This is a genomic window from Streptomyces sp. NTD107 (assembly GCF_059510435.1).
Genome location: NZ_JCAJZV010000013.1, coordinates 21,707 through 43,964 on the forward strand (window position 1 = coordinate 21,707; position 22,258 = coordinate 43,964).

Here is a 22,258-nt window from a genome sequence, read left to right on the forward strand (position 1 = left end):
GCGTCCACTCTACTGGAAGGACGCAAGTTGCTAAATAAAAGTAAGCTGCTACGCTAAAAAAACCTGCGCACTTTGCCGCAGTAACGCACGCAAGTATTGCCCTAACCACCGTCCGTCACGAAGGGCCCACCCTCATGGCCACGCTGCTGCACATCGACTCCTCCATCAACGGCGACAACTCCGTCTCCCGTGAGGTCACCAAGACCTTCCGCGAGGAGTGGCTCGCCCAGCACCCGGACGGAAAGGTCATCTACCGCGACCTGTCCGCCAACCCGCTGCCGCACATCGACGCCGTCTCCTACTACGCGCCGAACGTCGACGCCGCGAACCGCACCCCCGAGCAGCAGTCCTCCTACGACCTGCGCGACGAGCTGGCCAAGGAGCTGGAGGAGGCCGACGCCGTCGTCATCGGCGCGCCGCTCTACAACTACGCGGTCCCCTCCAGCCTCAAGAGCTGGATCGACCACGTGATCATCGGCGGGCGCACCGCGCAGACCGAGGAGTCCACCATCGCCGGCAAGCCCGTCACCGTGGTCACCAGCCGGGGCGGCTCGTACGCGCCCGGCACTCCCATGGAGGGCAACGACTTCGCCCAGAACTACCTCACCTGGGTCCTCGGCGGCGCCCTCAAGCTCGATGTGGACTTCATCGTGCCCGAGCTGACCCTGGCCCGGATCGTCCCGGCGATGTCCGGCCTCATCGAGCAGGCCGACGCCTCCCGCGCCCAGGCCCACGAGCAGGCCCGCACCCGCGCCAAGGCCGCCGTCGCCGCCTGAGCAGGCACCGCGAAGCCCCGCCGACGAACCGCCGGCGGGGCTTCGTCGTCCACCTGGCCGTCAGCCGGCGGACGAGGACCGCGCCTCCTCCGCCTCGGCGGCCTTCCCGCCGCCGCCACCCTGCGCCGCCGGCCGGGGCACACTCACCCCCGCCGCGGCCCCACCGGGCACACTCGCCAGCCGCGCCAGCCGCCGCCGTACCCCCTTCACCAGCCGCCCGGCCGTGAACGACGCCCCGTACACGAACCGCATCGAGGGCCCGAACGTCGGCGCCGCCAGCAGCCCCGCGAAGAACAGCCCCGGCCGCGAGGACTCGAACCCCTGGTCCAGCTCCGGAGCCCGCGTCCCCAGCACCGCCGTCAGCCCGTCCCGCAGCGCCGGATCCAGCAGATCGAGCCGGCGCAGATCCGGTACGAAGCCGGTCGCCGCGATCACATGCTCCGTCTCGATCAGCGACCGCCCCTCGCCCGGCGTGGCCAGCTCAAGCCGCACCCCGCCCTCGATCCGCGCCGCCCGCCGAATCCGATGCCCCAGCCGCACCGGGACCGCGCCCTCCACCCGCTCCCGCAGCCACCACGCCCCGGCCGGCCCCAGCGCCGTCGTCGCGATCTTCACCCGGGTGGTCTCCGGCAGCCGCCGCAGCGCCCACGGCACCCGCGAGTACGCCCAGCTGCTCCACCCCGTACCGAGCCCGCTGTGCGGGGCGCGCAGCCGGGCGACGGGGTTGCGGCGCAGCGGCTGCGGCACCGTGTTCCAGTTGACGGCGCCGGCCCGGGCCACCACGGTGGGCTGCGCGCCCTGCTCCAGCAGCAGCGCCGCCGTCTCCAGCGCCGCCTGCCCGGCGCCGATCACCGCCACCTCCTGGCCCTTGAACCGGGTCAGATCGTTGTGGCCGCTGCTGTGCGTGACCAGCTCGGCCGGCAGATCGCGCAGCGCCTGCGGCAGATGGACGAACGGCATCACGCCGATCGCCAGCGCCAGCGTGCGGCACAGCATCACCTCCCCGGCGTCCGTCTCCACCCGGAAGCCGTCGCCGTGCGCGGTCACGGAGATGACGTTCTGCTCCTCCACCGGGACCGGCAGCCGCTCGGCGAACCACATGCCGTAGTCCGTGAACGTCTCGATCGGCAGCGGGCTGCCGTGTTCGGCGCGCTCCTCGCGCTCCGCGCAGTACGCGGCGAGCGTGTGCTTACGCGCCGCGTCGGACAGATTGGACGCCCAGGGCTCCGACTTCAGGAACATGCCATCGGGCATGTGGTCCCGCCAGGACGCCATCGGCCGGCCCAGGATCCGCAGATCCAGGCCGGCCGCCGCCGCGTGCGCGGCGATCGACAGGCCGTACGGGCCGGCGCCTACCACTACCAGGTCGTGCATCGGGGTTCGCCGCTCTCTCTCGCTGGGTTGCGTTGGGTGGATGGAGGAAGGGGAGCGGGATGCGGAACGGCTCCGGTCCCGGGGCGGGCATCGGGGCCGGAGCCGAAGCCGGAGCCGGAGCGGGGGAAGACCCGCCCCCACCCCTTCCGCACCACCCGCGCCGTCCAGCTGCCGGCCATCGCCGCGAACGGCGCCGGATCGTCCGCCGCGAACCACGCCGTCTCCACCGGCCGCCCGCGCAGCGCGGCGGCCCGGGACGGCGCGGCGAGCGCGGCCGGCAACCCGTAGTTCTCGGCCACGAACATCCGCCCCGGTACGGCACGGGCCGCCGGCACCGCGCGCCCCGTCAGATCCAGATGCAGCGCCCGCACCACATCCATGCCGGACGGATCGGTGAACAGCCGGAACTGCGCGCCGGGGCGCGGATTGACATCCAGCAGGTGGTACGCGCCGGAGCGGGCGTCGCGGCGGAAGTCCAGGTCGAGGATGCCCCGGTAGCCCAGGTGCGCCGCGAGCCGCCGGGCCGCCTCCGTCACCGCCGGGTTCTCCCGCCAGCTGCCCACGGCGGTGGCCCCGGCCCGTACCGGCCAGGACAGCTCCTTGCGCCCGGTGCCCCCGTACAGCGGGGTGCCGCCGGCGCCGAAGCAGCCGTGGAAGAACCAGTCCGCGCCCCGGCCGCCCGGCAGCCGCCGCTGGAGCAGCAGCCGGCTGCCCGCGAGGGCGCTCGCCGCGTACAGCTGCCGCGCCTGTGCGGCGGAGGTGAGGACGACGGCGCTGCGCAGCCCCGGGCCGGGGCCGCTGTCCCTGGGCAGCAGCCAGGGGCGGCTCCACTTGGCGACCAGCGGCAGCCCCAGCTCGCGTACGGCGGCGGTCACCTCGTCCGCGCTGCCCGGGATGACGGTGCGCGGGTGCGCCAGCCCCAGCTCCGTGCACAGCCGTGCCAGCCGCGCCTTGTCGGCGGCGCCTTCCAGCGCGCCGCGCGCCACGTCGGGCAGCAGGTACGCGCCGCGCAGCCGGTCGGCGAGGCCGGCCAGGGCGAGCGCGCCCGCGTCGTCCATGGGGAGGAGGACGGCGGGCCGCCCGATGTGTTCGGCGGTCCGCAGGAGGAGCCGTTCCACATCGATTTCGGTGTCCGGAATGGGGTGCGCCCGATCCAGATATCGGGACCTGGCGAGCGGAACGCCCGGAGATTCCACAAAGGCATGCACCTCGACACCCGCCCGGCCCAGCGATCGGACGGCACCGAGCGAACCGTGGTGAAAGGGATTGCGATCGAGGCGGAGCAGAAGCGCGGGCACCCCGGTGTCGAGCTGCGGCATGCTGCCGATCATTCCCCGTAACCGCGCATACGATCGGCAGCGGCCTCGATCGGCCTATCAGAATGCCTTCTTGCGGCCCATTCAAGGGATGGTGTGCTTAATCTCGTAGCATGTTTGGCCTCGGACTGACCACGACCGCGCTGCTGGCGGCGGCGACCGTACCCGTGACCCCCATCTCGACCGACTCCTTCGGCGCCTTTCTGGGCTCGGGCCCGGAGGGCGTGAGCCGGGTCGCCCTGCTGGAACGCTGGCTGGGCGGCACCGAGATGACGGTCGGCCACACCTACCTGCCCGGCGATCTGTGGGTGAACATCGAGGGCCGCCCCGAGTTCCTGCGGCCGTGGGCCCAGTGGCGGCAGGAGAAGGCGGACCGGATGTTCGTGCTGAACGTCCCCATGCTGGAGCGCAACGAGGACAAGCTGCCCGACTACCAGGTGCGGCAGTTGCTGCGCTCGGGTGCGTCCGGCAGCTACGACCGGCACTTCCGGGTGCTGGGCGAGCGCCTGGTGGCGGCCGGGCTGCCGGACGCCGTGCTGGTGCTGGGCTGGGAGATGAACGGCACGACGTACACGCATCGCTGCGCGCCGGATCCCGAGGCGTGGAAGCGGTACTGGCGGCGCATCGTGACCACCATGCGCGCCGTACCCGGGCAGGAGTTCCGTTTCGATTTCGCGCCGAACAGAGGGCTGGACGCGATCGCGTGGGACCGGTGTTATCCGGGGGACGATGTGGTCGACATCATCGGAATGGACTCCTACGACCAGCCACCCGGTGAAACGTTTGACGAGCAGATCAGCCAGCCGTACGGACTTCAGTTCCACGTGGATTTCGCGGCGGCGCACGGAAAGCCGGTTTCCTTCCCCGAGTGGGGCCTGTTCCGCAATGGTGACAATGCCGCGTACATGCGGCGGATGCTGGAATGGATCGAAGAAGTCCAGCCGGTGTATCACACCATCAGCGATTACTGCCCGCACGGTGTGTGGCAATGCCTCCAGAATCCGGCGTCCTCGGAGATCTTCCGTACGGCCCTGTCACCGCCGCAGGCGCCGCCGGAGGGCGGCCCTGGCCGTGGCCCACGGCCCGGCACCCCGGCCCCGGACCCGGACCCGGACCCGGCCCCGGACGGCCCGACCCGCGGCCCGCGCCCGGCCGGCGGCTAGGAAGGCGGCAGCGACGGCGAACCGACCGCCCGCACCAGGGGCAGATACACCTGATCGACGATCTCGACCAGCACACTGTCCGGGGCGGTGGGGGCGCCACGCACCACGAACTCGTTGCGCAGCAGCACGACGGCCACCGTGGCGACCCGCGGATGCAGTGCCTCGGGCGCCGCCTCGCCCCGGGCGACGGCGCGCCCCAGCACGGTCAGCCAGGGGGCGGCCACGGCGTCCGCCGGCTGGTCCTGGAGCTGCGCGAGCAGTTCGGTGGTCCCGCCCGTGCCCGCGGCGGCGGCGAACAGCTCACGCAGGATGGCGCCGAGCGGCGAACTCCAGTGCCGGTTGGCGCCGCGCAGCAGTTCGAGGGTGTCGCCGCGCAGCGTGCCGGTGTCCGGGGGCCGTACGGCGGTGGCCAGCCGGCGGTAGGCGGCGATGCCGAGGGCGAGGCGGTTGGGCCAGCGGCGGTAGAGGGCGTTCTTGTTGGTGCCGGCCCGGGCGGCGACCTTGTCCATGGTCAGCCCCGCGTACCCGGACTCGGTGAGTTCGTCCACGGCGGCCCGCAGGATCGCCTCTTCGAGGGCGGCCCCGCGCCGCCGCGTCTGCTGCTGCCCGCCGTCCGCCATGGGCTCCCGTTCCGGTACACGGTACGCGTCGTACCGTCCCATTGTGCTGACCAGCCACACCCCCCGACAAATAAGGTACGGTGCGTACCCTAGTGGAAATGTGGAGGGCACATGCGCGCCAAAGGCATCAGCTACGACACCGGCTGGGTCCATCACGGAACCACCGGCCACGAGGGCTTCGACCCGGAGGTCGTCCGGCGCGAACTGCGCGTCATCCGCGAGGACCTGCACTGCACCGCGATCCGGGTGATGGGCGGCGACCCGGAACGCCTCGAAACCACGGCGGACATCGCCGCCGGCCTCGGCCTGGAGGTGTGGTTCTCGCCCTACCCCCTGGAACTGACCGAGGACGACATGCTCGCCCTGTTCGCCGACTGCGCCGAGCGGGCCGAACGCGTACGGACCCGGCGGCCGGGCACCGAGGTGGTGTTCGTGACCGGCGCCGAGCTGAGTCTCATGAACATCGGCTTCCTGCCCGGCGACAGCCTCGCCGAACGCGTCACCCACATCCGCGACCACCTCGGCAGGGTCGGCCCCCGGGTCAACGCGTTCCTCGGCAAGGCCGTCCCACTGGTGCGGGAGCGATTCGGCGGCAAGGTGACGTACGCCGCCGTCCCGCTGGAACAGGTCGACTGGGCGCCGTTCGACATCCTGTCCATGGACCTGTACCGATCGGCCCAGATCGCCGACCGGTTCGCGGCCGGGCTGCGCCATCTCGTCGAACAGGCGCGGGGCAAGCCCGTCGCCATCACCGAATTCGGCAGCTCCACCTACCGGGGCGCGGGCGACCTCGGCGCCACCGGCCTCGACGCCGTCGAGTACGACCCGGCCACCCGGCGGGCGCTGCGCATGAAGCAGGTGTACGAGCGGGACGAGGCCGGACAGGCCGCGTACATACGGGAGTCGCTGGCGGCGTTCGAGGAGGGCGGCATCGACGCCGCGTTCGTCTTCACCTTCGCCCTCTACGACCACCCCCACCGCCCGGACGGCGACCCGCGCGACGACCTGGACCTGGCCAGCTACGGCGTGGTCAAGGTCTACGAGGACCGGTACGGGACGACCTACCCCGAGCTGCGCTGGGAACCGAAACAGTCCTTCACGGCGGTCGCCGACCACTACCGGTAGCGCTACCGCGCACGGCGCCCGGCGGAGGCGGAGACGGAGACGGAGACGGAGACGGGATCGGCGGCGCCGGTCACGCGGGTGGCCTGATCGGGCAGGGCGGTGGTCGCCGGGACCGGACCCGGATCGCCGGCCGGTCCCGGGGCCGGATCGCCGCCGTTCGTCCGCACCAGCAGCACCAGCAGCCCCACCAGCAACCCGGCCACCAGCCCGACCGCCAGCCGGATGAGAGGCGTGGCGGACACCGGTCCGGCCGAAGGCTGGGCCTCGGCGAAGACCGCGAGCCGGGTACCGGTGCTGTCCGAGGCGTCATTGCCGTACCCGATCAGGGCGCGGGCCACCGCGTTGGCCATCTCGGCGGCCCGCGCCGGGCGGGTCGCCGTACCGGTGATCTCGATCATCGGCGCGTCGGGAGAGGTCGCGGCCCGTACCCCGCCGCGCAGTTGCGCCAGTGTGGCACCGGCATCGGTCTGGGCGGTCGTCAGTACGGCGTCCCCGGTGGCAATCCGCCCGAACGCCTGCGCCAGCCCCACCGCCCCGGCCGGATCGGCCCCCTCGGCAGGTTGAACCACCACATAGCCGCTCGCCGCGTACTCCCGGTCGCCCAGCAGCCCATACCCTCCGCCGGCCACCCCACCGAGGACCGCGCAGAACGCCAGCGGCCACCACAGGGGCAGCCGGCCCCGCATCCCGGAACCCCACGACCGGCACCGTCGCACGAGGGCCGGCAGCCCGGTCGCGGACGCGGAACCCCCCACCGGGGGTACGGAGCGCGCGGCGCTGTCCGCTGCCTCCGCGCCGGGCCCGGACGGCGGAACCGACCCGGAGTCCGGGACGGACCGCTCCTGTCCCCCAGGGTGCGGCGGGCCGCCGGCCCCCGGACCGGACGCGTGGCCGAAGGCGCGGCGGGCGCCCCGTCGTACCGGCCTCGCCCGCCGCCGCACCGGCCGGCGGGCGCTGACGAGGAACCACAGCAGCCAGGCCAGCCCCACCGTCCGCACCACACCCGGCCCCCGCCGGGTACGGCGCACGGCCGGCTCCGCATCGGCGGGTTCGTCCGCCTCGCCTGCCCCGGCCCGGCCCGCCCGCCCGCCGACCACGGGGCCGGTACCCGGCACGGCGCCGGTCACGGCCGCCCGCGAACCACGCGCTCCCGGCCGCCCCAGCGGCGACGGCGCGTCCTCCACCTCCAGGGCTGTCACCCCGGCCGGCTTCCCCGGCCCGGCATCCGCGGTCGCGGTCGTGCTCTTCACCGTCGACCGCCGCCCCGCCCCGGACGGACCCGCACGACCCCCCAGCGCCGGAGCAACCGCACCCGGCCGCCCGCCCGGGTCGGGAACACCGGCCGTCTCAAGGGGCGTCTCCCCGGTCGCCGACTCGCCCGCACCGGAGGCGCCACTCGGCGCACGTCCGCGCCCGCCCATCTCCCACGCGGACGCGTCGTCGGCCGGCACCGGGGCAACCGCCCCGGGCTGCCCGTCCTCCCCGTCCCCCGCGTCCGCATCGGCCGGCAGCCCCGTCGGCCCACGTCCACCGGAAGCGAGCACGGCGTCGCCCTGCGGCCGAGCCTCCATCGCCGGCACAGGCGCCCCCGGCCGCCCGCCGGCACGCCCCGCCGACGCGCCGTCCGCCAGCGGCAACTGCCCCAGCACCGGCACGACCCCAGCCGACGCACCCGGCTCGGCACACCCCGAACCCTCACCTCCACCGGACACAGGCACACTGCCCACTCGCGACCGCTCCTCCACCCCCGACCGCCCGCCGGCACGCCCGGCCAGTTCGCCGTCCGCCAGCGGCAACTGCCCCAGCACCGGCGCAACCCCAGCCGACCCGCCCGGCTCGGCACACCCCGACCCCTCACCTCCACCGGACACAGGCACACTCTCCACTCGCGACCGCTCCTCCACCCCCGACCGCCCGCCCGAGGGCCCGGCGCCCGGCGCCGGGGTGCGGCGGTGGCGGTTGGGGCGGTGGCGGTTGGGGCGGAGCATGGCCTTCGCTCTGGTCTTCGCCTTGTGTCTCATCGGCTCTGCGCCCCTTCGTACACGTCCATCAGTCGTCCGGCCGCCCGGCCGATGTCGTAGTGGTGCACCGCTTCGGGAACCGGGAAGCGGTACGGGGCCCGCTCCAGTTCGGTGCGCAGCGCCGCCCGCAGGGCGTCCGCCCCGGCCCGTACCCGGCGCGCGCCGGGGGCCGCCGCGGGCGGCAGTTCGTCGATCGCCGGGCAGGTCACGTGCAGCACCGGCAGCCCGGCCGCCAGTGCCTCCAGCGTCGCCAGCCCGAAGGTCTCCTCCGTCGACGCGGACACATACACATCCATCGCCGACAGCAGGCCGGGCACATCGCATTCGCCCGGCAGCAGAACCCGGTCCCCGATCCCCAGTCCCGCCGCGAGGCGTTCCAGTCCGGGCCGCAGCGGGCCTTCGCCGGCCAGAACGAGGCGTACATCGCCAGGCAGTCCCCCCGCCACCGCCCGCACCAGATCCGCGAAGCCCTTCCCGCGCACCAGCCGCCCCACCCCACCCACCAGCACGGCGTCCGCCGGGACCCCCAGCCGGGCCCGTACGGCGGCCCGCGCCCCGGCCTCGTACCGGAAGCGTTCGGGCGCGATGCCGTTCGGTACGACATGGATGCGGTCCGCCGGCACCCCCCACTCGCGCAGCCGTCCCGCCACCGTGCCGGACACGGCGACCGTGGCCCGTCCCAGCCGTTCGGTCGCCAGGTACAGCGAACGCGTGCCCCGGGTCAGCGGCCGGCCCTCCATGACGTTCTCGCCCAGCGAGTGCTCGGTGGCCACCACCGCCCTGACCCCGGCCAGCCGGGCGGCGATCCGGCCGTACACGCAGGCCCGGTACAGGTGGGTGTGGACCACGTCGTACCTGCCCCGGCGGATCAGCCGGGCCAGTTTGGACACCGCGCCCACATCGCGGTTGCCGGCCATGCCCAGGTGTGTCACCCGTACCCCGTCGGCCCGCAGTTCGCGGGCCACCGCGCCCGGGTTGGTGAGCGTCACCACGTCGCAGGCCAGCGGCAGCCGCCCCAGCAGGGCGCCCAGTTGGCGTTCGGCGCCGCCGATGCCCAGGCCGGTGATGATGTGCAGCGCCCGCTTCACGACACCGTCTCCCCGGCCACCACCGGCCGCCGCCGCAGCGGGTGCAGCAGCCGCTTGGCGCGCAGCCGCGCCCCGCCGTCCGACTGCCCGACGTGCACCCGGGGCAGCGCGTGCCGCCCGGTGAGCGGCCCGGGGTCGATGGCGCAGGCGTACGCGTACCCGGCGTCCCGTACGGCCGCCACCGACCGTTCGTCGATGGTGCCGTAGGGGTAGCAGAACCCGGCGACCTCCTGCCCGGTGAGTTCGGCGAGCCGTTCCCGGCTGCCGGCCGCTTCGGCGCGCAGGGTGTCGTCGTCGAGGTCGGGCAGCGCCCGGTGCAGCAGCCCGTGGGAGCCGATCTCCATGCCGGCTTCGGCCGCCGCCCGGATGCCGGCCTCGTCGAGGAGGTCTTTGCGCGGGCCGAGTTCGTCCCACTCGTTCTCGCCGCCCAGCCGCCCCGGGAGGACGAACACGGTGGCCGTGAAACCGTGCTGGCGCAGCAGCGGCACCGCGTGCCGGGTGAAGTCGGTGTAGCCGTCGTCGAAGGTGAGGGCGACGAGCCCCGCCGCGTCGCCGGCGTCGTGCGCGGCGAGGAGTTCGGCGGCGGAGACGCCGCGCAGGCCGCGGTTGCGCAGCCAGCTGAGCTGGGTGCGCAACCGGTCGGGGGTGACGGTGATGTTGTACGGGTCGGCGGGGGTCACCGTGACCGAGTGGTACATCAGCATCCACAGGTGGCGTTTCGCCGCCTTGCGTGCCGGGGCCGGGGCCGGTTCCTGCTCCTGTGCGTGCTCCTGCTCCGGCTCCTGCTCCTGCTCCGTCAGCAGTTCTTCCAGGGATGTGGGGGACTCGGGTTCGGTCGTCATGGGGTGGCCTTCAGCTTTCGTTGAGCGGCGGACAGCAGCGCCATGGCCTCCGGCACCCGGAGCACCCACGCGCCGGCGGCGAACACCGCCGGTACCACCAGGGCGGCGGTCGCGGCGGACAGCAGCGCGGACCCGGTCTGCGCCGACACCGCCCAGCCCGCCGTACCGGCGGCCACGGCGGCCAGCAGCAGGCGGCCGAGGCCGGCCATGACGGCGGCGGGATCGATGGGGATCACCCGGCCGGCGAGGCCGCGCATCAGCAGCAGGGCGGTGGCGGTGATCCCGGCGGCGTTGGCGGCGGCGATCCCGGCGGCGCCCCAGTACCGTACGGCGACGCTCCCGGCCAGCACGGTGATCGCCAGCCCGACGCCCATGGCGGCCAGCGGGAACCAGGTGGGGCGGGCGGCGGAGAAGAACGGCCTGATCAGCGCGCCGACCAGGGTGTGAGCGAGCAGCCCGAGCGCGTACACCCGCATCACCTCGGCGGTGGCGGCCGTCGACTCCGCCGTGAACTGGCCGCGCTGGAAGAGGAGTTCGACCAACTGCGGGGCGCAGGCCATGACGTAGGCGGCGCCGAGCGACGCCACGATCCCGACCAGCAGCAGATCGCGTTCCACCCGGCGCCGCGCGCCCTGCGTGTCGCCCTCCGCCATCGCGCGGGCGACGAGCGGCAGGGTGACGGTGGGGATCATGAGCGCCAGCACCATGGGGATCTGGCTGACCTTCTGGGCGTAGTTGAGGTGCGAGATGGCGCCGGGGGTGAGGGAGGACGCGAGGAAACGTTCCACCAGCACCTGTGCCTGCCGGCTGAGCGCGAACAGCGCGATCGGCGCGACGAGGGCGACGGTGACGCCGAGTACGTACGGACGCGCGGGGTCCTTCGTACGACGCCGGGCGCGCCAGTCGGCCCAGGCGGCGCGGACCGGCAGCTTGCGCAGGAAGAACGGCAGTTGCAGCAGCACCATCAGCGCGCCGCCGAGCGCCACCCCGAGGGCGGCGGCCCGTACCCCGAACCGGTGGTGCAGGGCCAGCGCGGTGGCGATGATGCCGATGTTGTATCCGATGTAGATGGCGGCCGGGGCCAGATAGCTGCGGTGGGCGCGCAGCGCGGCGCTGAGGTAGCCGGCGATGCCGAAGGTGAGCACGGTGACGGCGGTGAGCCGGGTGCAGTCGACGGCGAGGGCGGGGTCGGCGAGGCCGGGGGCGAGGAGCCGTACGAGGAGCGGGGCGCTGAGCGCGGCGAGTGCGGCGGCCAGTGCCAGGCCGAGGAGGAGGCGGGGGAGGGAGGCGGCGAGGAGCCGTCGTACGGCGTCGGGGTCGGGTTCGTTCCGTGCGCCGCGCCGGGCGAGGGCCACGCTGAAGGCGGGGACCAGCACCAGCGCCATGGCTTCCTCGATGAGCAGCGTCGAGGCGAACTCCGGGATCGTCCAGGAGACGAGAAAGGCGTCGGTCGCGCCATCTGCACCGAACAACTGTGCGATCATCTGATCGCGCAGCAGCCCGAACAGCGCCCCGCCCGCCGCCAGCGCGGCCGTCAGGCTCGCGGCCCGCGCCACGAACCGGTTCCCGGTGTCGGCGGACGGCCGCCGCTGTTCCTCCGCCAGCACCTCGCCGCCACCGCCGCTCATGCCGACCGCCCGCCCTCGACCGCGCGCACGTTCGCACCCGCGTTCGCGTTCCCACCCGCACCCGCACCCGCGTCCGGGCGCAACGCGGCCGGCGACAGCGCCCACCACGCCACCAGCCCGAACGCCACCGCCGTCAGCACGGTCGTCGGCCCACCGATGTCCGCATAAAGGAAGTTGACGGTCAGCCACACCACAAGACCCGTCGCCAGCAGCCCGCCGTCCACCACACCACCGCACCGCCGCAACCGCAGCACCGCGCCCAGCAGCAGCGCCGCCCAGCTGCCCGCCACCGCCGCCGCCCCCAGCAGCCCCTGCTCGCTCAGCAGCAGCAGATACATGTTGTGCGGCGACAGCAGCTCCTGCACCTGGAACTCCGCCCCCGCCCCCGCCGTGTCACTGCCCGCCGACAGCGCCAGCGAGGCATGCGTGTCGCGGTACTCCGCGAACCCCTTCAGCCCCACCCCCGTCCACGGCTCCTGCCGCCACATCGCCAGCGCCGCGTCCCACATCGCGTACCGGTCGATCACCGACTGATCCGGGGTGCCCGTCACCTGCCCGATGCTGGTCAGCCGGTCCGCGACCGCGTCCGAGACCAGCGCCGCGCCACCCACCAGCAGCGCCCCGCCGCACGCCAGCAGCGCGAGGGTACGGCGCGCCCGCCGCCACCCGGCGATCAGCAGCACCACACACACGGCGGCGCCGGTGGCCAGCCACGCGCCCCGGCTGAACGACACCGCCAGCGGTACACACAGCACACCCGCGCAGCCCAGCGCCACCGGCCGCCACCAGCGCGGCGCGCCGGGCGGCGGCGCCAGGCCGAGCGCGAGCGCGGCGATCAGCCCGTACGACACGACCGTCGCCATGCCCATCACGTTCAGCGGGCCGAAGGTGCCCACGGCGCGGACGTTCTCGCCCATGTACGAGGCGCCGGTGCCGGTCGCGTACTGCACCACCCCCACCGCGCCCTGCACCAGCGCGAGCGCGACGACCGCGACGGCCACCAGCCGTACGTCGCGCCGCGAGCGCAGCAGCAGCACCAGGGCGAGCGGCACCAGCACGAACACCTGGACGTACCGCAGGAAACCGGGCAGCGCCGCCACCGGATCGGTGGCGCCGATGGTGACGACCGCGAACGCGACGGCCGGCGCGCCCAGCACCGCCGCCGCCTGCACACTGAGCCGGGGCGCGGCGGACCAGCGCCGTACCAGGACGAGGGCGCACGCCGCGACCAGCGCCAGCGAGGCGGCGTCGGCGGGGGTGACCCGGCTGGTGACCGGCAGCATGAGCAGCACGACCGGCAGCACGGCGAGCAGCACCGCCCAGTGCGCGCGCACGGCGCGGGCGGCCCGCGCGACCCGGGCGGCGGGGAGAACGAGCGCGGGCGCGGCCACGGTCAACTCCCCCCGAGCCGGAAGCAGGAGGCGGTGGTGCGCAGCATGATCCGCACATCCGCCCACAGCGTCCAGGTTTCGATGTAGAGGTTGTCGAAACGGGTGCGGTCCTCGATGGAGGTGTCCCCGCGCAATCCGCTGACCTGGGCGAGGCCGGTCAGCCCGACCGGCATCCGGTGCCGGTCGGCGTAGCCGGGGTACGTACGGCTGAACTCGGCCACGAAGTGCGGGCGTTCGGGGCGCGGGCCGACCAGGCTCATGTCGCCGCGCAACACGTTCCACAGCTGGGGGAGTTCGTCGAGGGAGGTACGGCGCAGCAGCCGGCCGGCCGGGCTCATGCGGTGGTCGCCGGCGATGTTCCAGCGGGTGGCGGCCTCTTGGTCGGTGTCGGGGCGCAGGGTGCGGAACTTGAGCATGGTGAACGGCTTGCCGTCCTTGCCGATGCGTTCCTGCCGGAACAGCACCCCGGGCCCGTCGGCGATCCGTACGGCGAGCGCGCAGGCGCCCAGGAGCGGCGCGGCGAGGAGCAGGGCGAGGCCGGCTCCGGCGATGTCGAAGACCCGCTTGAGGAAGTCGGCGCCCCAGGGGCGCCGTTCGGGCGGGTCCAGGCGGCGGCAGGTGTAGCCCCACAGGTGGGAGGCGGGGGCCGGGAACCACAGTGGCGGCTCGGGGTCCACCAGCCATACGGCGCAGCCGCGCTCCCAACAGCGGCGCAGCGGGGCGGTGTCGTCCTGCGCGCGGGTGAACACGACGGTGCGGGCGCCGTGTTCGGCGAGCGCACGGTCGAGCTGGTCCGGTTCGGCCGGGCCGACAGGACGCATCCCGTACTCGGGGTGCTCGGCGAGCAGCGCGGCGACCCGGCGGGCGGTCGCGCCGGTGCCGACGACGAGGGTGGGGCGCGGGCGCTCGCGCACGGCGATCCGGCGCAGCTGATAGACGGCTCCCCGCGCGGTGGCGGCGAGCAACGGCACGAGGAGAAAGGCCGGTCCGCCGCCGCTGAGCAGCCAGCCGAGCAGACCGTGCCCGGCGAGCCGGGGCAGATCGTCCAGGGCGGCGGCCATCGGGCTGGGCCGGTAGAGGCCGCCCCAGGCGTTGAGGGCGAGCAGCACCGCCAGCGCGACCAGTCCGTGCAGCGCGCCCGCGCCGCACGCGACGAGCACGGCGACGGCGAGCACATCGGCGGCCAGCAGCAGCCCGGCGATCCCCGGCCGGCGGCGCCGGCGGCGCCGCGCGGCGGGCACGGCGGCCGGCGGCGCGGGCGCCCGCGCCGGGCCCGGCACCACAACGGTCGCGGGGGCCACGGCGGGCGCGGGGGCGGGTGCGGGGGCCACGGCGGGAAGCAGGGTACGCAACCGGGTGCCGGTATCCGGCACGCTGACGCTATCCATGGGTGAGCCCGCCCCCACTCCCACCCCGAACCGAGGCGTCAGCCGCTGTCGCCGCCCCGCCATCCGCCCGCCCCGGAACCGGCGGCGGGGCAGCCCCCGCACAGCCGGGAGCCGATGACCGAAGCGCGGAGACGACGGCGTCCTCGGGTGCACCACCCGCCGGGCCCGTACGGGGGTCCCGCGCGTCCGACCCCGCCGCCCCGACTCCGTTCGACGGCCCGCTGGGCACTCCGGAACCACCGGAACCACCGGAACCGCCGGAACCACCGGAGTCAACCCCGGGCGGCTCGTGGCCGATGCCACCGACCGATCCCACCGCGACGGCCGGGACCGGCGGCCCACCGCCGGACTCATCGGCCGGCCGCGTTCGCGGGGTGGCCCGGGGCGGTTCGGTTGTCTCCCGCTCCGCCGGTGCCCGGCCGGCCGCCGAGGCCGCCGGCATCCGACCGGCAGCCACCACCGGCAACCCGGTCTCGGGTCCGGCCACCGCTTCCGCTTCCGCCGCCACCGGCACCGGCACCGCCCGGGCCCCCGCCCCGCCGGTACCGGTGCCCGGCCGGAAGACCAGCCGCCGGGCCGCCTCAGCGGCCCGGACCCGTACGTGGCGGCCGGCATCCCGCCGGACCTGCTCGTACAGGTCCGTGTACGCCGCCGCCATCGTGTCCATCCCGTACGCGGCCCGCACATGCGCCTGAGCCGCGCGCGCCAGCGCACGGCGCCGCTCGGGCGCCGTCAGCAGCGCCGTCAGCGCCCACCCCAGCGCGCCCACATCGCCCGCCGGGACCAGGCACTCGCCGGCCTGCCCCGGCGCCAGACTCTCCCGTCCCCCGCCCACGTCACTGAGCACCACCGCCCGCCCCACCGCCATCGCCTCCAGCGGCGCCAGCGCCATCCCCTCCCAGCGCGAGGGCTGCACCACCACATCCGCCGCCGTGTACCACGGCACCGGATCATCGGTGTGCCCCGCGAACAGCACCTGCCGCGGGTCCGCCATCGCCGTCAGCCGCGCCCGCTCGGGGCCGTCCCCGACCAGCACCAGCCGCGCCCCCGGCACCCGTTCCACCACCCGCCGCCAGGCGGCGAGCAGCAGGTCCTGCCCCTTCTGCCGGCACAGCCGCCCCACGCACACCACCAGCGGCGCCCGCTGCGGCAGTCCGTGCACCGCGGCCAGCGCCGCCCGCGCCTGCCGCCGGTCGACCTCCCCGGCCGCCGCGAACCGCTCCAGATCGATCCCGTTCCGGATCACCGACCACCGCCGCGCCGCGATCCCGGCGCGCACCCCCCGCTCGCGTTCGGCCTCGCTCACGCACACCACCCGGTCCGCCCAGCGCGCCCCGAACCGTTCCCAGCGCACCGCCAGCCGTTCCGTCACCCCCTCCGCCGCCTCGAACGACCAGGCGTGCGGCTGGAACACGGTCGGCACCCGCCCCCGTACCGCCAGCCGCCCCGCCAACCCGGCCTTGGCGCTGTGCAGATGCACCACATCGGGCCGCAGCCCGCGCACCGCGCGGGCCACGAACGCCGCCTCCCAGGGCAGGTTGGGGCCGGGTTCGCGGGCGGCGACCCAGTCCCGTACCTCCGCGCCCGCCGCCCGCGCCGCCCCGCGCAGCGGGCCGCCGGGCGGGCACAGCAGCGCGGCACGGATCCCGGCCGCCGTCTGGGCGCGGATCAGGTCCGTCACGACCCGGCCGACGCCACCGTCCGTGGGCTGCGCGACATGCAACACGGTCATGGCTGTTGTCCTCATTCCCGGCCGCCTCACTCGCGGGCGTCGGCCTGGAGGAACACCGCGCCGACCTGGTACGGGCGCGAGCCGCCCGTGAACCGCAGCTCGACCGCGTCCGGCCCGGCGCTCAGCGCCTGCCGCACATCCAGCACGTTGGAGTCGTAGCCGAGGGTGTTGACGTACGCCGGATTGCGCCCGGTGACGTTCCGCCCGTGGTCGGCGATCGTCGAGTCCAGCGCCCGGTGCCGCGCGGTGGAGCCGTCCGCGCCCCGTACGGTCAGCCCGTGCCCGCTGGCGGTCCGCTCCCCGTGGTAGCCGACGACCCCGACGCTGCCCGCCGCACCCGGCGCGATCCGCAGCCCGTCGATGGTCACGGTCACGTCCTGCGCGGGCCCGTCCACCGACTCGAAGCCGTCCCAGATGGCCAGTTCGCGCAGCGGCTCGGCGGGGTTCTCGTAAGCGACGATGAGCGTCCAGCCGCCCCAGGCCCCCATGTCCGAATTGCCCATGGCGACATTGATCTGGGCGACCGTCCAGGCGCCCGGCTGGGACCAGCGCACCAGTTCGGTGATATCGGCGGAGGCGGAGAACCCCTGATGGGCGCCCGCGTCCCGGTGACCGACCATCGAATCGGCGCGGATTTCCTTGTACCGTCCGCCCGGTTCGGCGACCAGCACCCGGTCATTGTCGGCCGGCGGCTTCTGCTCGCCGACGCGCAGATTGGCGCCCCAGTAAAGCCGCGCGTAGCTCACCCGCGACCCCTGTGGAATCCGCAGATCGGCGCTGGAGGAGTTGTACGTGTTGCGGTCGTCGTCGATGTCGATGTACGTCATCTCGTACTGTCCGCTGCGCCCCGCCGCTCCGTTGCGCTGCACATCGGCGCAGGTCGGGGCGGTGACGGAGACGGCCGTCCCACAGGTGATGGCCGAATTGGCGGCCCGTACGATCCCGCCGTGCTGCACCGCGTGATAGCGCTCGGCGAACGGTACGGTCTCGGCCTCCCCCCGATCGGAAGGCGCGGGCATGGCGGTGTGCTGGGACACCCCGACGGACAGCAGGAACGCGGACAGTACACAGACCGCCGCGCGTTTCCCGAACCCCAGAGCAAAACGCATAACTCACCTTCCCGAGCCATTTTCCGACAGGCGTTGAAAACCATGACAGAAAACAAAAGGGAAAGCACGTAAAACACACGGCGTTGAACGCAAGAAGCGATTCTAAGATTTACACACCATCAGGATCGAAGGCGAACTCCGCCGGTCAGGAGACGGCTTCGATGGTGATCCGCTCCGCCCGCGCCAGCTGGTCGACGCCGATGTCGATGTGACCGAGGATCAGCAGATCGGCCGAGGCCGCCGGGCCGTCCCGGTGGAAGAGCGCGAGATTGCCCCAGGGCGCGTAGTACGCGATATCGCCGGCCCTGGCCGGGGACGGTACGGGCGCGCCGTCGGTGGTGAGCCGGCGCGGCGGGTAGCCGATCCGCTCCGTCCCGTGGAAGTCCTCCAGCTCCAGGGTGAGCGGCAGCAAGGTCGCCAGGTCGCGTGCGGCAGGGCTGTCGTTCAAGGTCCCCCGGACGGTGCGGCCGTCGACGGTGACGCGGATGTCCATGGCGGTGTTCCTGTCGGAGCCGGAGGGCGTGCTGGACGGTGCGGACGGCGCGGACGGCGCGGACGGGGCGGGGACCCCCTGCTGATCGCCGGCGCACGCGGCCAGAGCCGGCAACAGCGCGGCGACCACCAGGGAGACGACCGGAGCGGCACGCGGCGGAGTCCGTCGGACGGTGAAGGGCATGGCGTCGTCCCTCGCGTCAGGCGGGCATGGGTTCCGCGTAGTGCCGGAACCCGCCGCGTTCGGTGTGCAGGGCGTACAGCCGCTCCGCCAGCACCGCCGGACTGGAGTGCTCGGAGTCCGGCGCGATCGCGCCGGGCACGATCAGCTGGGCGGCGTGGATGTTCTCCCCGGCGAGCGCGTCGTGCAGCATCGCCGCGTACGCGCTCTCCCCGGCGAACGCCACCGACGTACCGGCCCGCTCCGGGACCGGGCGCACCGCGCTGCCGCCGTTGACGAACAGCAGCGTGCCGCGCCCCAGCGCCCGCATCCCGGGCAGCACCGCGCGCACGCAGGTGACCGGGCCCCGTACCGAGAAGGCCAGCGGGGCGTCCAGATCGTCGGCCGTCGTGTCGAGCACCGACTTCATGAAGTCGGCGCGCGGCAGCGGGCTGTACTGCAAGACCTCGATCGGCCCCAGCTCGTCCCCGGCCGCCGTCAGGGCGATGGTGAGCGAGTCGGGGCGCAGCACGTCGGCGCGGTAGCCACGGGCCTCGACGCCGTCCCCGGCCAGGCTGTCCACCAGCCGGCCGAGGCGGTCCCCGTCGCGGGACAGCAGGGCGACACGGTGGCCGGCGGCACCGAACCGGCGGGCGCAGGCCAGCCCCAGACCGGGGCCGGCGCCGACGAGGGCGTACGTGGTCACGATGAGTACTCCTTACGGATCAGGGGCGCAGCAGGGTCTTGATCGCGCGGCGCTCGTCCATCGCCCGATAGCCCTCGGCGACCTGGTCCAGGGGCAGGGTGAGGTCGAAGACCTTGCCCGGGTCGATCCGCCCCGTCAGCACCCGCTCGATCAGGTCGGGCAGGTAGCGGCGTACGGGGGCGGGCCCGCCGTGCAGGCCGACGTGCGAGAAGAACAGCTCCTGGGCGTCGACCGACACCCCGTGCGGGACGCCGACGAAACCGACGCTGCCGCCCGGGCGCGCGGAGTGCAGCGCCTGCTGCATGGACTCGCCCGTACCCACGCACTCCAGCACGCTGTCGGCGCCGATACCGCCGGTCAGGTCCTTGATGACGGCGACGCCCTCGTCGCCGCGCTTGGTGACGATGTCGGTCGCGCCGAACTCGCGGGCCAGCTTCTGCCGCGACTCATGGCGGGACATGGCGATGATCCGTTCCGCGCCCATCTCCTTGGCCGCGATCACCGCGCACAGCCCGACCGCCCCGTCGCCGACCACCACCGCCGTCGAACCCGGCTTCACCTCGGCGGCCTCGGCCGCCCACCAGCCGGTGCCCATGACGTCCGAGACGGCCAGCAGCCCCGGCCAGAACTCCTCCCCCGGCACCTCGTCGGTGGCGACCAGGGTGCCTTGCGCGTTGGGGATGCGCACGTAGTCGGCCTGGCAGGTGGACATGAACTCGCGGTGCACGCAGTTCGACTGGAAGCCGTTGCGGCAGTTCGCGCAGGTGTTGTCCGACGTGGCGAACGAGCCGACCACGAACTGCCCCGGCTTCACCGCCGTGACCCCGGACCCGACCTCCTCCACGAAGCCGACGTACTCGTGGCCCATCGGATGCGCCTCGGCGACCGGCTCCACACCCCGGTACGGCCACAGATCGGAGCCGCAGACGCAGGTCACGGCGGTACGGATGATCGCGTCGGTGGGGTGGAGAATCCGCGGGTCGTCCAGGGTCTCGAAGCGGACGTCACGGGGGGCGTGGATCACTGCGCCGCGCATGAGAGGGGTTCCTTTGTGCCGGTACGGGTGTACGGGTGTACGGGTGTACGAGTGGGGGCCTGATGGCTCCCTTCAGGTAACCCGTTCCTGGCACCCGAGGCGAGACACCATCAGGGGGTGTACCAGCAGTACATCCCTATGGCCGTGCGCGGGACGTACCGTCGAACACGTGGACAACCGAGCAGCGGTCCGCGAGTTCCTCACCTCGCGGCGCGCCAAGATCACCCCCGGGCAGGCCGGCCTGCCCGCCGGCAGCCGCCGCCGCGTACCCGGCCTGCGCAGGAGCGAGGTCGCCGCCCTCGCCGACATGAGCGTCGAGTACTACGCCAAGCTGGAACGCGGCAACCTCGCCGGCGTCTCCCCGGCCGTCCTCGAAGCCGTCGCCCGCGCCCTCCGGCTCGACGACGCCGAACGCGCCCACCTCCTCAACCTGGCCCAGGCCGCCGACGGCTCCGACGCCCTCACCCGCCCCCGCCGGCGCGGCGCCACCCGGCCGTGGACCCCGCACCGCAGCCTGCAATGGACCCTGGACGCGATCACCGCCGGCCCCGCCTTCGTCCGCAACGGCCGCATGGACGTCCTCGCCGCCAACCAGCTCGCCCGAGCCTTCTACAACGACGTCTACGCCACGCCCCACAACCAGGCGAACCTCGCCCGCTTCGCCTTCCTCGACCCGGCCGCCCACCGCTTCTACCCCGACTGGGACCAGACCGCCGACACCACCGTCGCCATCCTGCGCACCGAGGCCGGCCGCAACCCGCACGACAAGGACCTCCACGACCTGGTCGGCGAGCTGTCCACGCGCAGCGACGCGTTCCGCACCCGCTGGGGCGCCCACAACGTCCGCCTGCACGGCACCGGCACCAAACGCTTCACGCACGAGACGGTGGGTGATCTCTCGCTCGCCTACGAGGGACTGGAGCTGGCCGCCGAACCCGGCCTCACCCTCACCATCTACACCGCCGAACCCGGCTCACCCTCCGAGGAGGGACTGCGCCTGCTCGCGTCCTGGGCGGCCACCCAGGACATCGGCACCGATGCCCTCAGCCGAGGCGTTCCACCGGCTGACGCAGAACGGTCCTGAGCTTCTCGGGGGCGGTACGGCGCGGGTCGCCGAGGTAGATCTCGTGGTGCTTGCCGGTGGGGCGCAGCCGGTTGGCGTCGAGGTAGGTGTGGTGCAGCTCGTTCATGATCGGCGTCTCGTCGTCGTACGAGCCGACGTGCAGCACCTGGGCGCTGAGCCCTTCGTGCAGGATCAGATACCGGAGCTGGGAAATGGTGGCCAGCTTCTTCTTGGCCAGGGCCACCTCCCTGGCCTCCGCCACCCGCTCCTCGGTGATCCAGGCGGGCAGGCTGATCAGCATGGTCCAGTTCCAGCTGTCCTTGGCCCGGCTGGTGAACGCGGCATAGTCCTCCGACCACCACAGCCCCTCCAGCGGCCCGACGACGAAGTCGCGGCCCGCCGAGAACTTGAGGGTGTAGGCGACGGCGTACAGGGCCTGGACCGCACTGGCGTAGGCGGGCGCGGTGTTCGGGTCTCCGGTGCCGTCGACGGCGAGGAAGTGCTGTTCGGGAACGTCGACGGTGGCCCAGGTGGTGTTCTTGGGCGCGTACAGCTCCTTCTTGTCCCGCTTCACGTCGTACGGAGTCGTCGCCACGGCCGGCTCTCCTTCTGCTTCTGAACGGTGCGCGGCGTCGTCCAGCGACGCACGGTAACGGGCCAGCCAGTCCTGCTCGGCGGCCAGCTGACTGAGCGAGTGATCGAAGATCGCCCGTACGAACCCGGGCGCGTCCGCATCCCGCGCCGCCGCCCGCCGAACGTCCTCGACGCGCTCAGCGAGTGCGACGGCCCGCTGGTCAAGGGCGATCCGCAACCGCTCGGGCTCCATGGCGGGCTGATTGGCCAGCCCGACGAGAACGCGCGGAAAAACCGGCACCAGGTCGGCGATCGCCTCCTCGGCCGCAACGGCGCACAGCTGCCGCCCTTCGCCGGTCGCGGCATACACCTTGCGCGCCTTGGCCCCACCGGGCGGGTCCGCATCGGCCTGGGTGATCAGCCCGCGCTGGCGGAGCTTGGTGAGCAGGTAGTAGATCGAGCTGAACCCGATCTCGGTCCAGTCCCGCATCCCCCGTTCGGTGATCACCTTCTCCAGCTCATAACCATGCCGGGGCCGCTCCACGAGCAGCCCGAGCAGGGTCAGCTCGGCGGCGGTCAGACCTGAGTTCATGGGATTATTCTAGTACTAGAATATGGCCGCAGGGGCCGCCGTTGGCGGATGGCCGGCACGACA

At 73.7% G+C, this 22,258-nt stretch carries 19 protein-coding genes; 4 read left to right on the plus strand and 15 right to left on the minus strand.

Going from position 1 to position 22,258, the window contains the following annotated elements:
- Positions 1-134 precede the first annotated feature (134 nt).
- Positions 135-776 (plus strand): FMN-dependent NADH-azoreductase, encoded by a 642-nt coding sequence (locus AC5WRL_RS22555; RefSeq protein ID WP_496090461.1) that lies wholly within the window; start codon positions 135-137, stop codon positions 774-776.
- 60 nt (positions 777-836) lie between these two features.
- Here AC5WRL_RS22555 and AC5WRL_RS22560 read toward each other — a convergent pair whose 3' ends face one another.
- Both AC5WRL_RS22560 and AC5WRL_RS22565 read right to left on the minus strand, forming a co-directional pair.
- The gene (locus AC5WRL_RS22560) at positions 837-2,150 is read right to left on the minus strand and encodes an NAD(P)-binding domain-containing protein (RefSeq protein ID WP_496090462.1); all 1,314 of its coding nucleotides are present in this window, start codon (positions 2,148-2,150) and stop codon (positions 837-839) included.
- The gene (locus AC5WRL_RS22565; protein ID WP_496090463.1) at positions 2,135-3,469 is read right to left on the minus strand and encodes a carboxylate--amine ligase; all 1,335 of its coding nucleotides are present in this window, start codon (positions 3,467-3,469) and stop codon (positions 2,135-2,137) included. Before AC5WRL_RS22565 ends, AC5WRL_RS22560 begins: the two co-directional genes overlap by 16 nt.
- Before the next feature lie 110 nt (positions 3,470-3,579).
- On the opposite strand from AC5WRL_RS22565, the gene AC5WRL_RS22570 reads away from it, so the two are divergent.
- Entirely contained in the window at positions 3,580-4,629 is a 1,050-nt protein-coding gene (locus AC5WRL_RS22570; RefSeq protein WP_496090464.1) for a glycoside hydrolase family 26 protein, read from the plus strand.
- On the opposite strand, the gene AC5WRL_RS22575 is transcribed toward AC5WRL_RS22570, so the two are convergent.
- Complete coding sequence (locus AC5WRL_RS22575; protein ID WP_496090465.1) at positions 4,626-5,249, minus strand: TetR/AcrR family transcriptional regulator; 624 nt, start codon at positions 5,247-5,249, stop codon at positions 4,626-4,628. The two genes, AC5WRL_RS22570 and AC5WRL_RS22575, sit on opposite strands and share 4 nt — an antisense overlap.
- A 111-nt stretch (positions 5,250-5,360) precedes the next feature.
- On the opposite strand from AC5WRL_RS22575, the gene AC5WRL_RS22580 reads away from it, so the two are divergent.
- Positions 5,361-6,374, plus strand: coding sequence for a glycoside hydrolase family 113 protein (locus tag AC5WRL_RS22580; protein WP_496090466.1), 1,014 nt, complete (start codon positions 5,361-5,363; stop codon positions 6,372-6,374).
- Positions 6,375-6,376: 2 nt separating this feature from the next.
- Here the strand turns inward: AC5WRL_RS22580 and AC5WRL_RS22585 are convergent, their stop codons facing one another.
- The 11 genes from AC5WRL_RS22585 to AC5WRL_RS22635 all read right to left on the minus strand — a co-directional run bounded on the left by AC5WRL_RS22585 (position 6,377) and on the right by AC5WRL_RS22635 (position 19,967).
- Entirely contained in the window at positions 6,377-7,624 is a 1,248-nt protein-coding gene (locus AC5WRL_RS22585) for a YveK family protein (protein ID WP_496090467.1), read from the minus strand.
- A gap of 767 nt (positions 7,625-8,391) precedes the next feature.
- Positions 8,392-9,483, minus strand: a complete 1,092-nt coding sequence (locus AC5WRL_RS22590; protein WP_496090468.1) for a glycosyltransferase — start codon at positions 9,481-9,483, stop codon at positions 8,392-8,394.
- Positions 9,480-10,181: a polysaccharide deacetylase family protein gene (locus AC5WRL_RS22595; RefSeq protein ID WP_496090575.1), complete on the minus strand. Its 702-nt coding sequence runs from the start codon at positions 10,179-10,181 to the stop codon at positions 9,480-9,482. Before AC5WRL_RS22595 ends, AC5WRL_RS22590 begins: the two co-directional genes overlap by 4 nt.
- Before the next feature lie 140 nt (positions 10,182-10,321).
- Positions 10,322-11,953, minus strand: coding sequence for a murein biosynthesis integral membrane protein MurJ (murJ, locus tag AC5WRL_RS22600; RefSeq protein WP_496090469.1), 1,632 nt, complete (start codon positions 11,951-11,953; stop codon positions 10,322-10,324).
- Positions 11,950-13,344, minus strand: coding sequence for an O-antigen ligase family protein (locus tag AC5WRL_RS22605; protein ID WP_496090470.1), 1,395 nt, complete (start codon positions 13,342-13,344; stop codon positions 11,950-11,952). Before AC5WRL_RS22605 ends, murJ begins: the two co-directional genes overlap by 4 nt.
- Positions 13,345-13,346: 2 nt before the next feature.
- The gene (locus AC5WRL_RS22610; RefSeq protein ID WP_496090471.1) at positions 13,347-14,732 is read right to left on the minus strand and encodes an exopolysaccharide biosynthesis polyprenyl glycosylphosphotransferase; all 1,386 of its coding nucleotides are present in this window, start codon (positions 14,730-14,732) and stop codon (positions 13,347-13,349) included.
- Positions 14,725-16,464 carry a glycosyltransferase gene (locus AC5WRL_RS22615; RefSeq protein ID WP_496090472.1) on the minus strand — a complete coding sequence of 580 codons (1,740 nt, stop codon included), beginning with the start codon at positions 16,462-16,464 and terminating at the stop codon, positions 14,725-14,727. The genes AC5WRL_RS22610 and AC5WRL_RS22615 overlap by 8 nt, the downstream gene beginning before the upstream one ends.
- 26 nt (positions 16,465-16,490) lie before the next feature.
- Complete coding sequence (locus AC5WRL_RS22620; protein ID WP_496090473.1) at positions 16,491-17,573, minus strand: DUF3344 domain-containing protein; 1,083 nt, start codon at positions 17,571-17,573, stop codon at positions 16,491-16,493.
- Positions 17,574-17,718: 145 nt separating this feature from the next.
- On the minus strand, positions 17,719-18,066 hold the full coding sequence (locus tag AC5WRL_RS22625; protein WP_496090474.1) for a cyclophilin-like fold protein: 348 nt from the start codon (positions 18,064-18,066) through the stop codon (positions 17,719-17,721).
- Positions 18,067-18,265: 199 nt separating this feature from the next.
- Entirely contained in the window at positions 18,266-18,931 is a 666-nt protein-coding gene (locus tag AC5WRL_RS22630) for an SDR family NAD(P)-dependent oxidoreductase (protein WP_496090475.1), read from the minus strand.
- Positions 18,932-18,950: 19 nt separating this feature from the next.
- Positions 18,951-19,967, minus strand: a complete 1,017-nt coding sequence (locus AC5WRL_RS22635; protein ID WP_496090476.1) for a zinc-dependent alcohol dehydrogenase family protein — start codon at positions 19,965-19,967, stop codon at positions 18,951-18,953.
- Between the two features lie 169 nt (positions 19,968-20,136).
- Between AC5WRL_RS22635 and AC5WRL_RS22640 the strand changes: the two genes are divergently transcribed.
- Positions 20,137-21,051, plus strand: a complete 915-nt coding sequence (locus AC5WRL_RS22640; RefSeq protein ID WP_496090477.1) for a helix-turn-helix transcriptional regulator — start codon at positions 20,137-20,139, stop codon at positions 21,049-21,051.
- On the opposite strand, the gene AC5WRL_RS22645 is transcribed toward AC5WRL_RS22640, so the two are convergent.
- Positions 21,011-22,195: a GyrI-like domain-containing protein gene (locus tag AC5WRL_RS22645; RefSeq protein WP_496090478.1), complete on the minus strand. Its 1,185-nt coding sequence runs from the start codon at positions 22,193-22,195 to the stop codon at positions 21,011-21,013. The two genes, AC5WRL_RS22640 and AC5WRL_RS22645, sit on opposite strands and share 41 nt — an antisense overlap.
- Between the last annotated feature and the right edge of the window lie 63 nt (positions 22,196-22,258).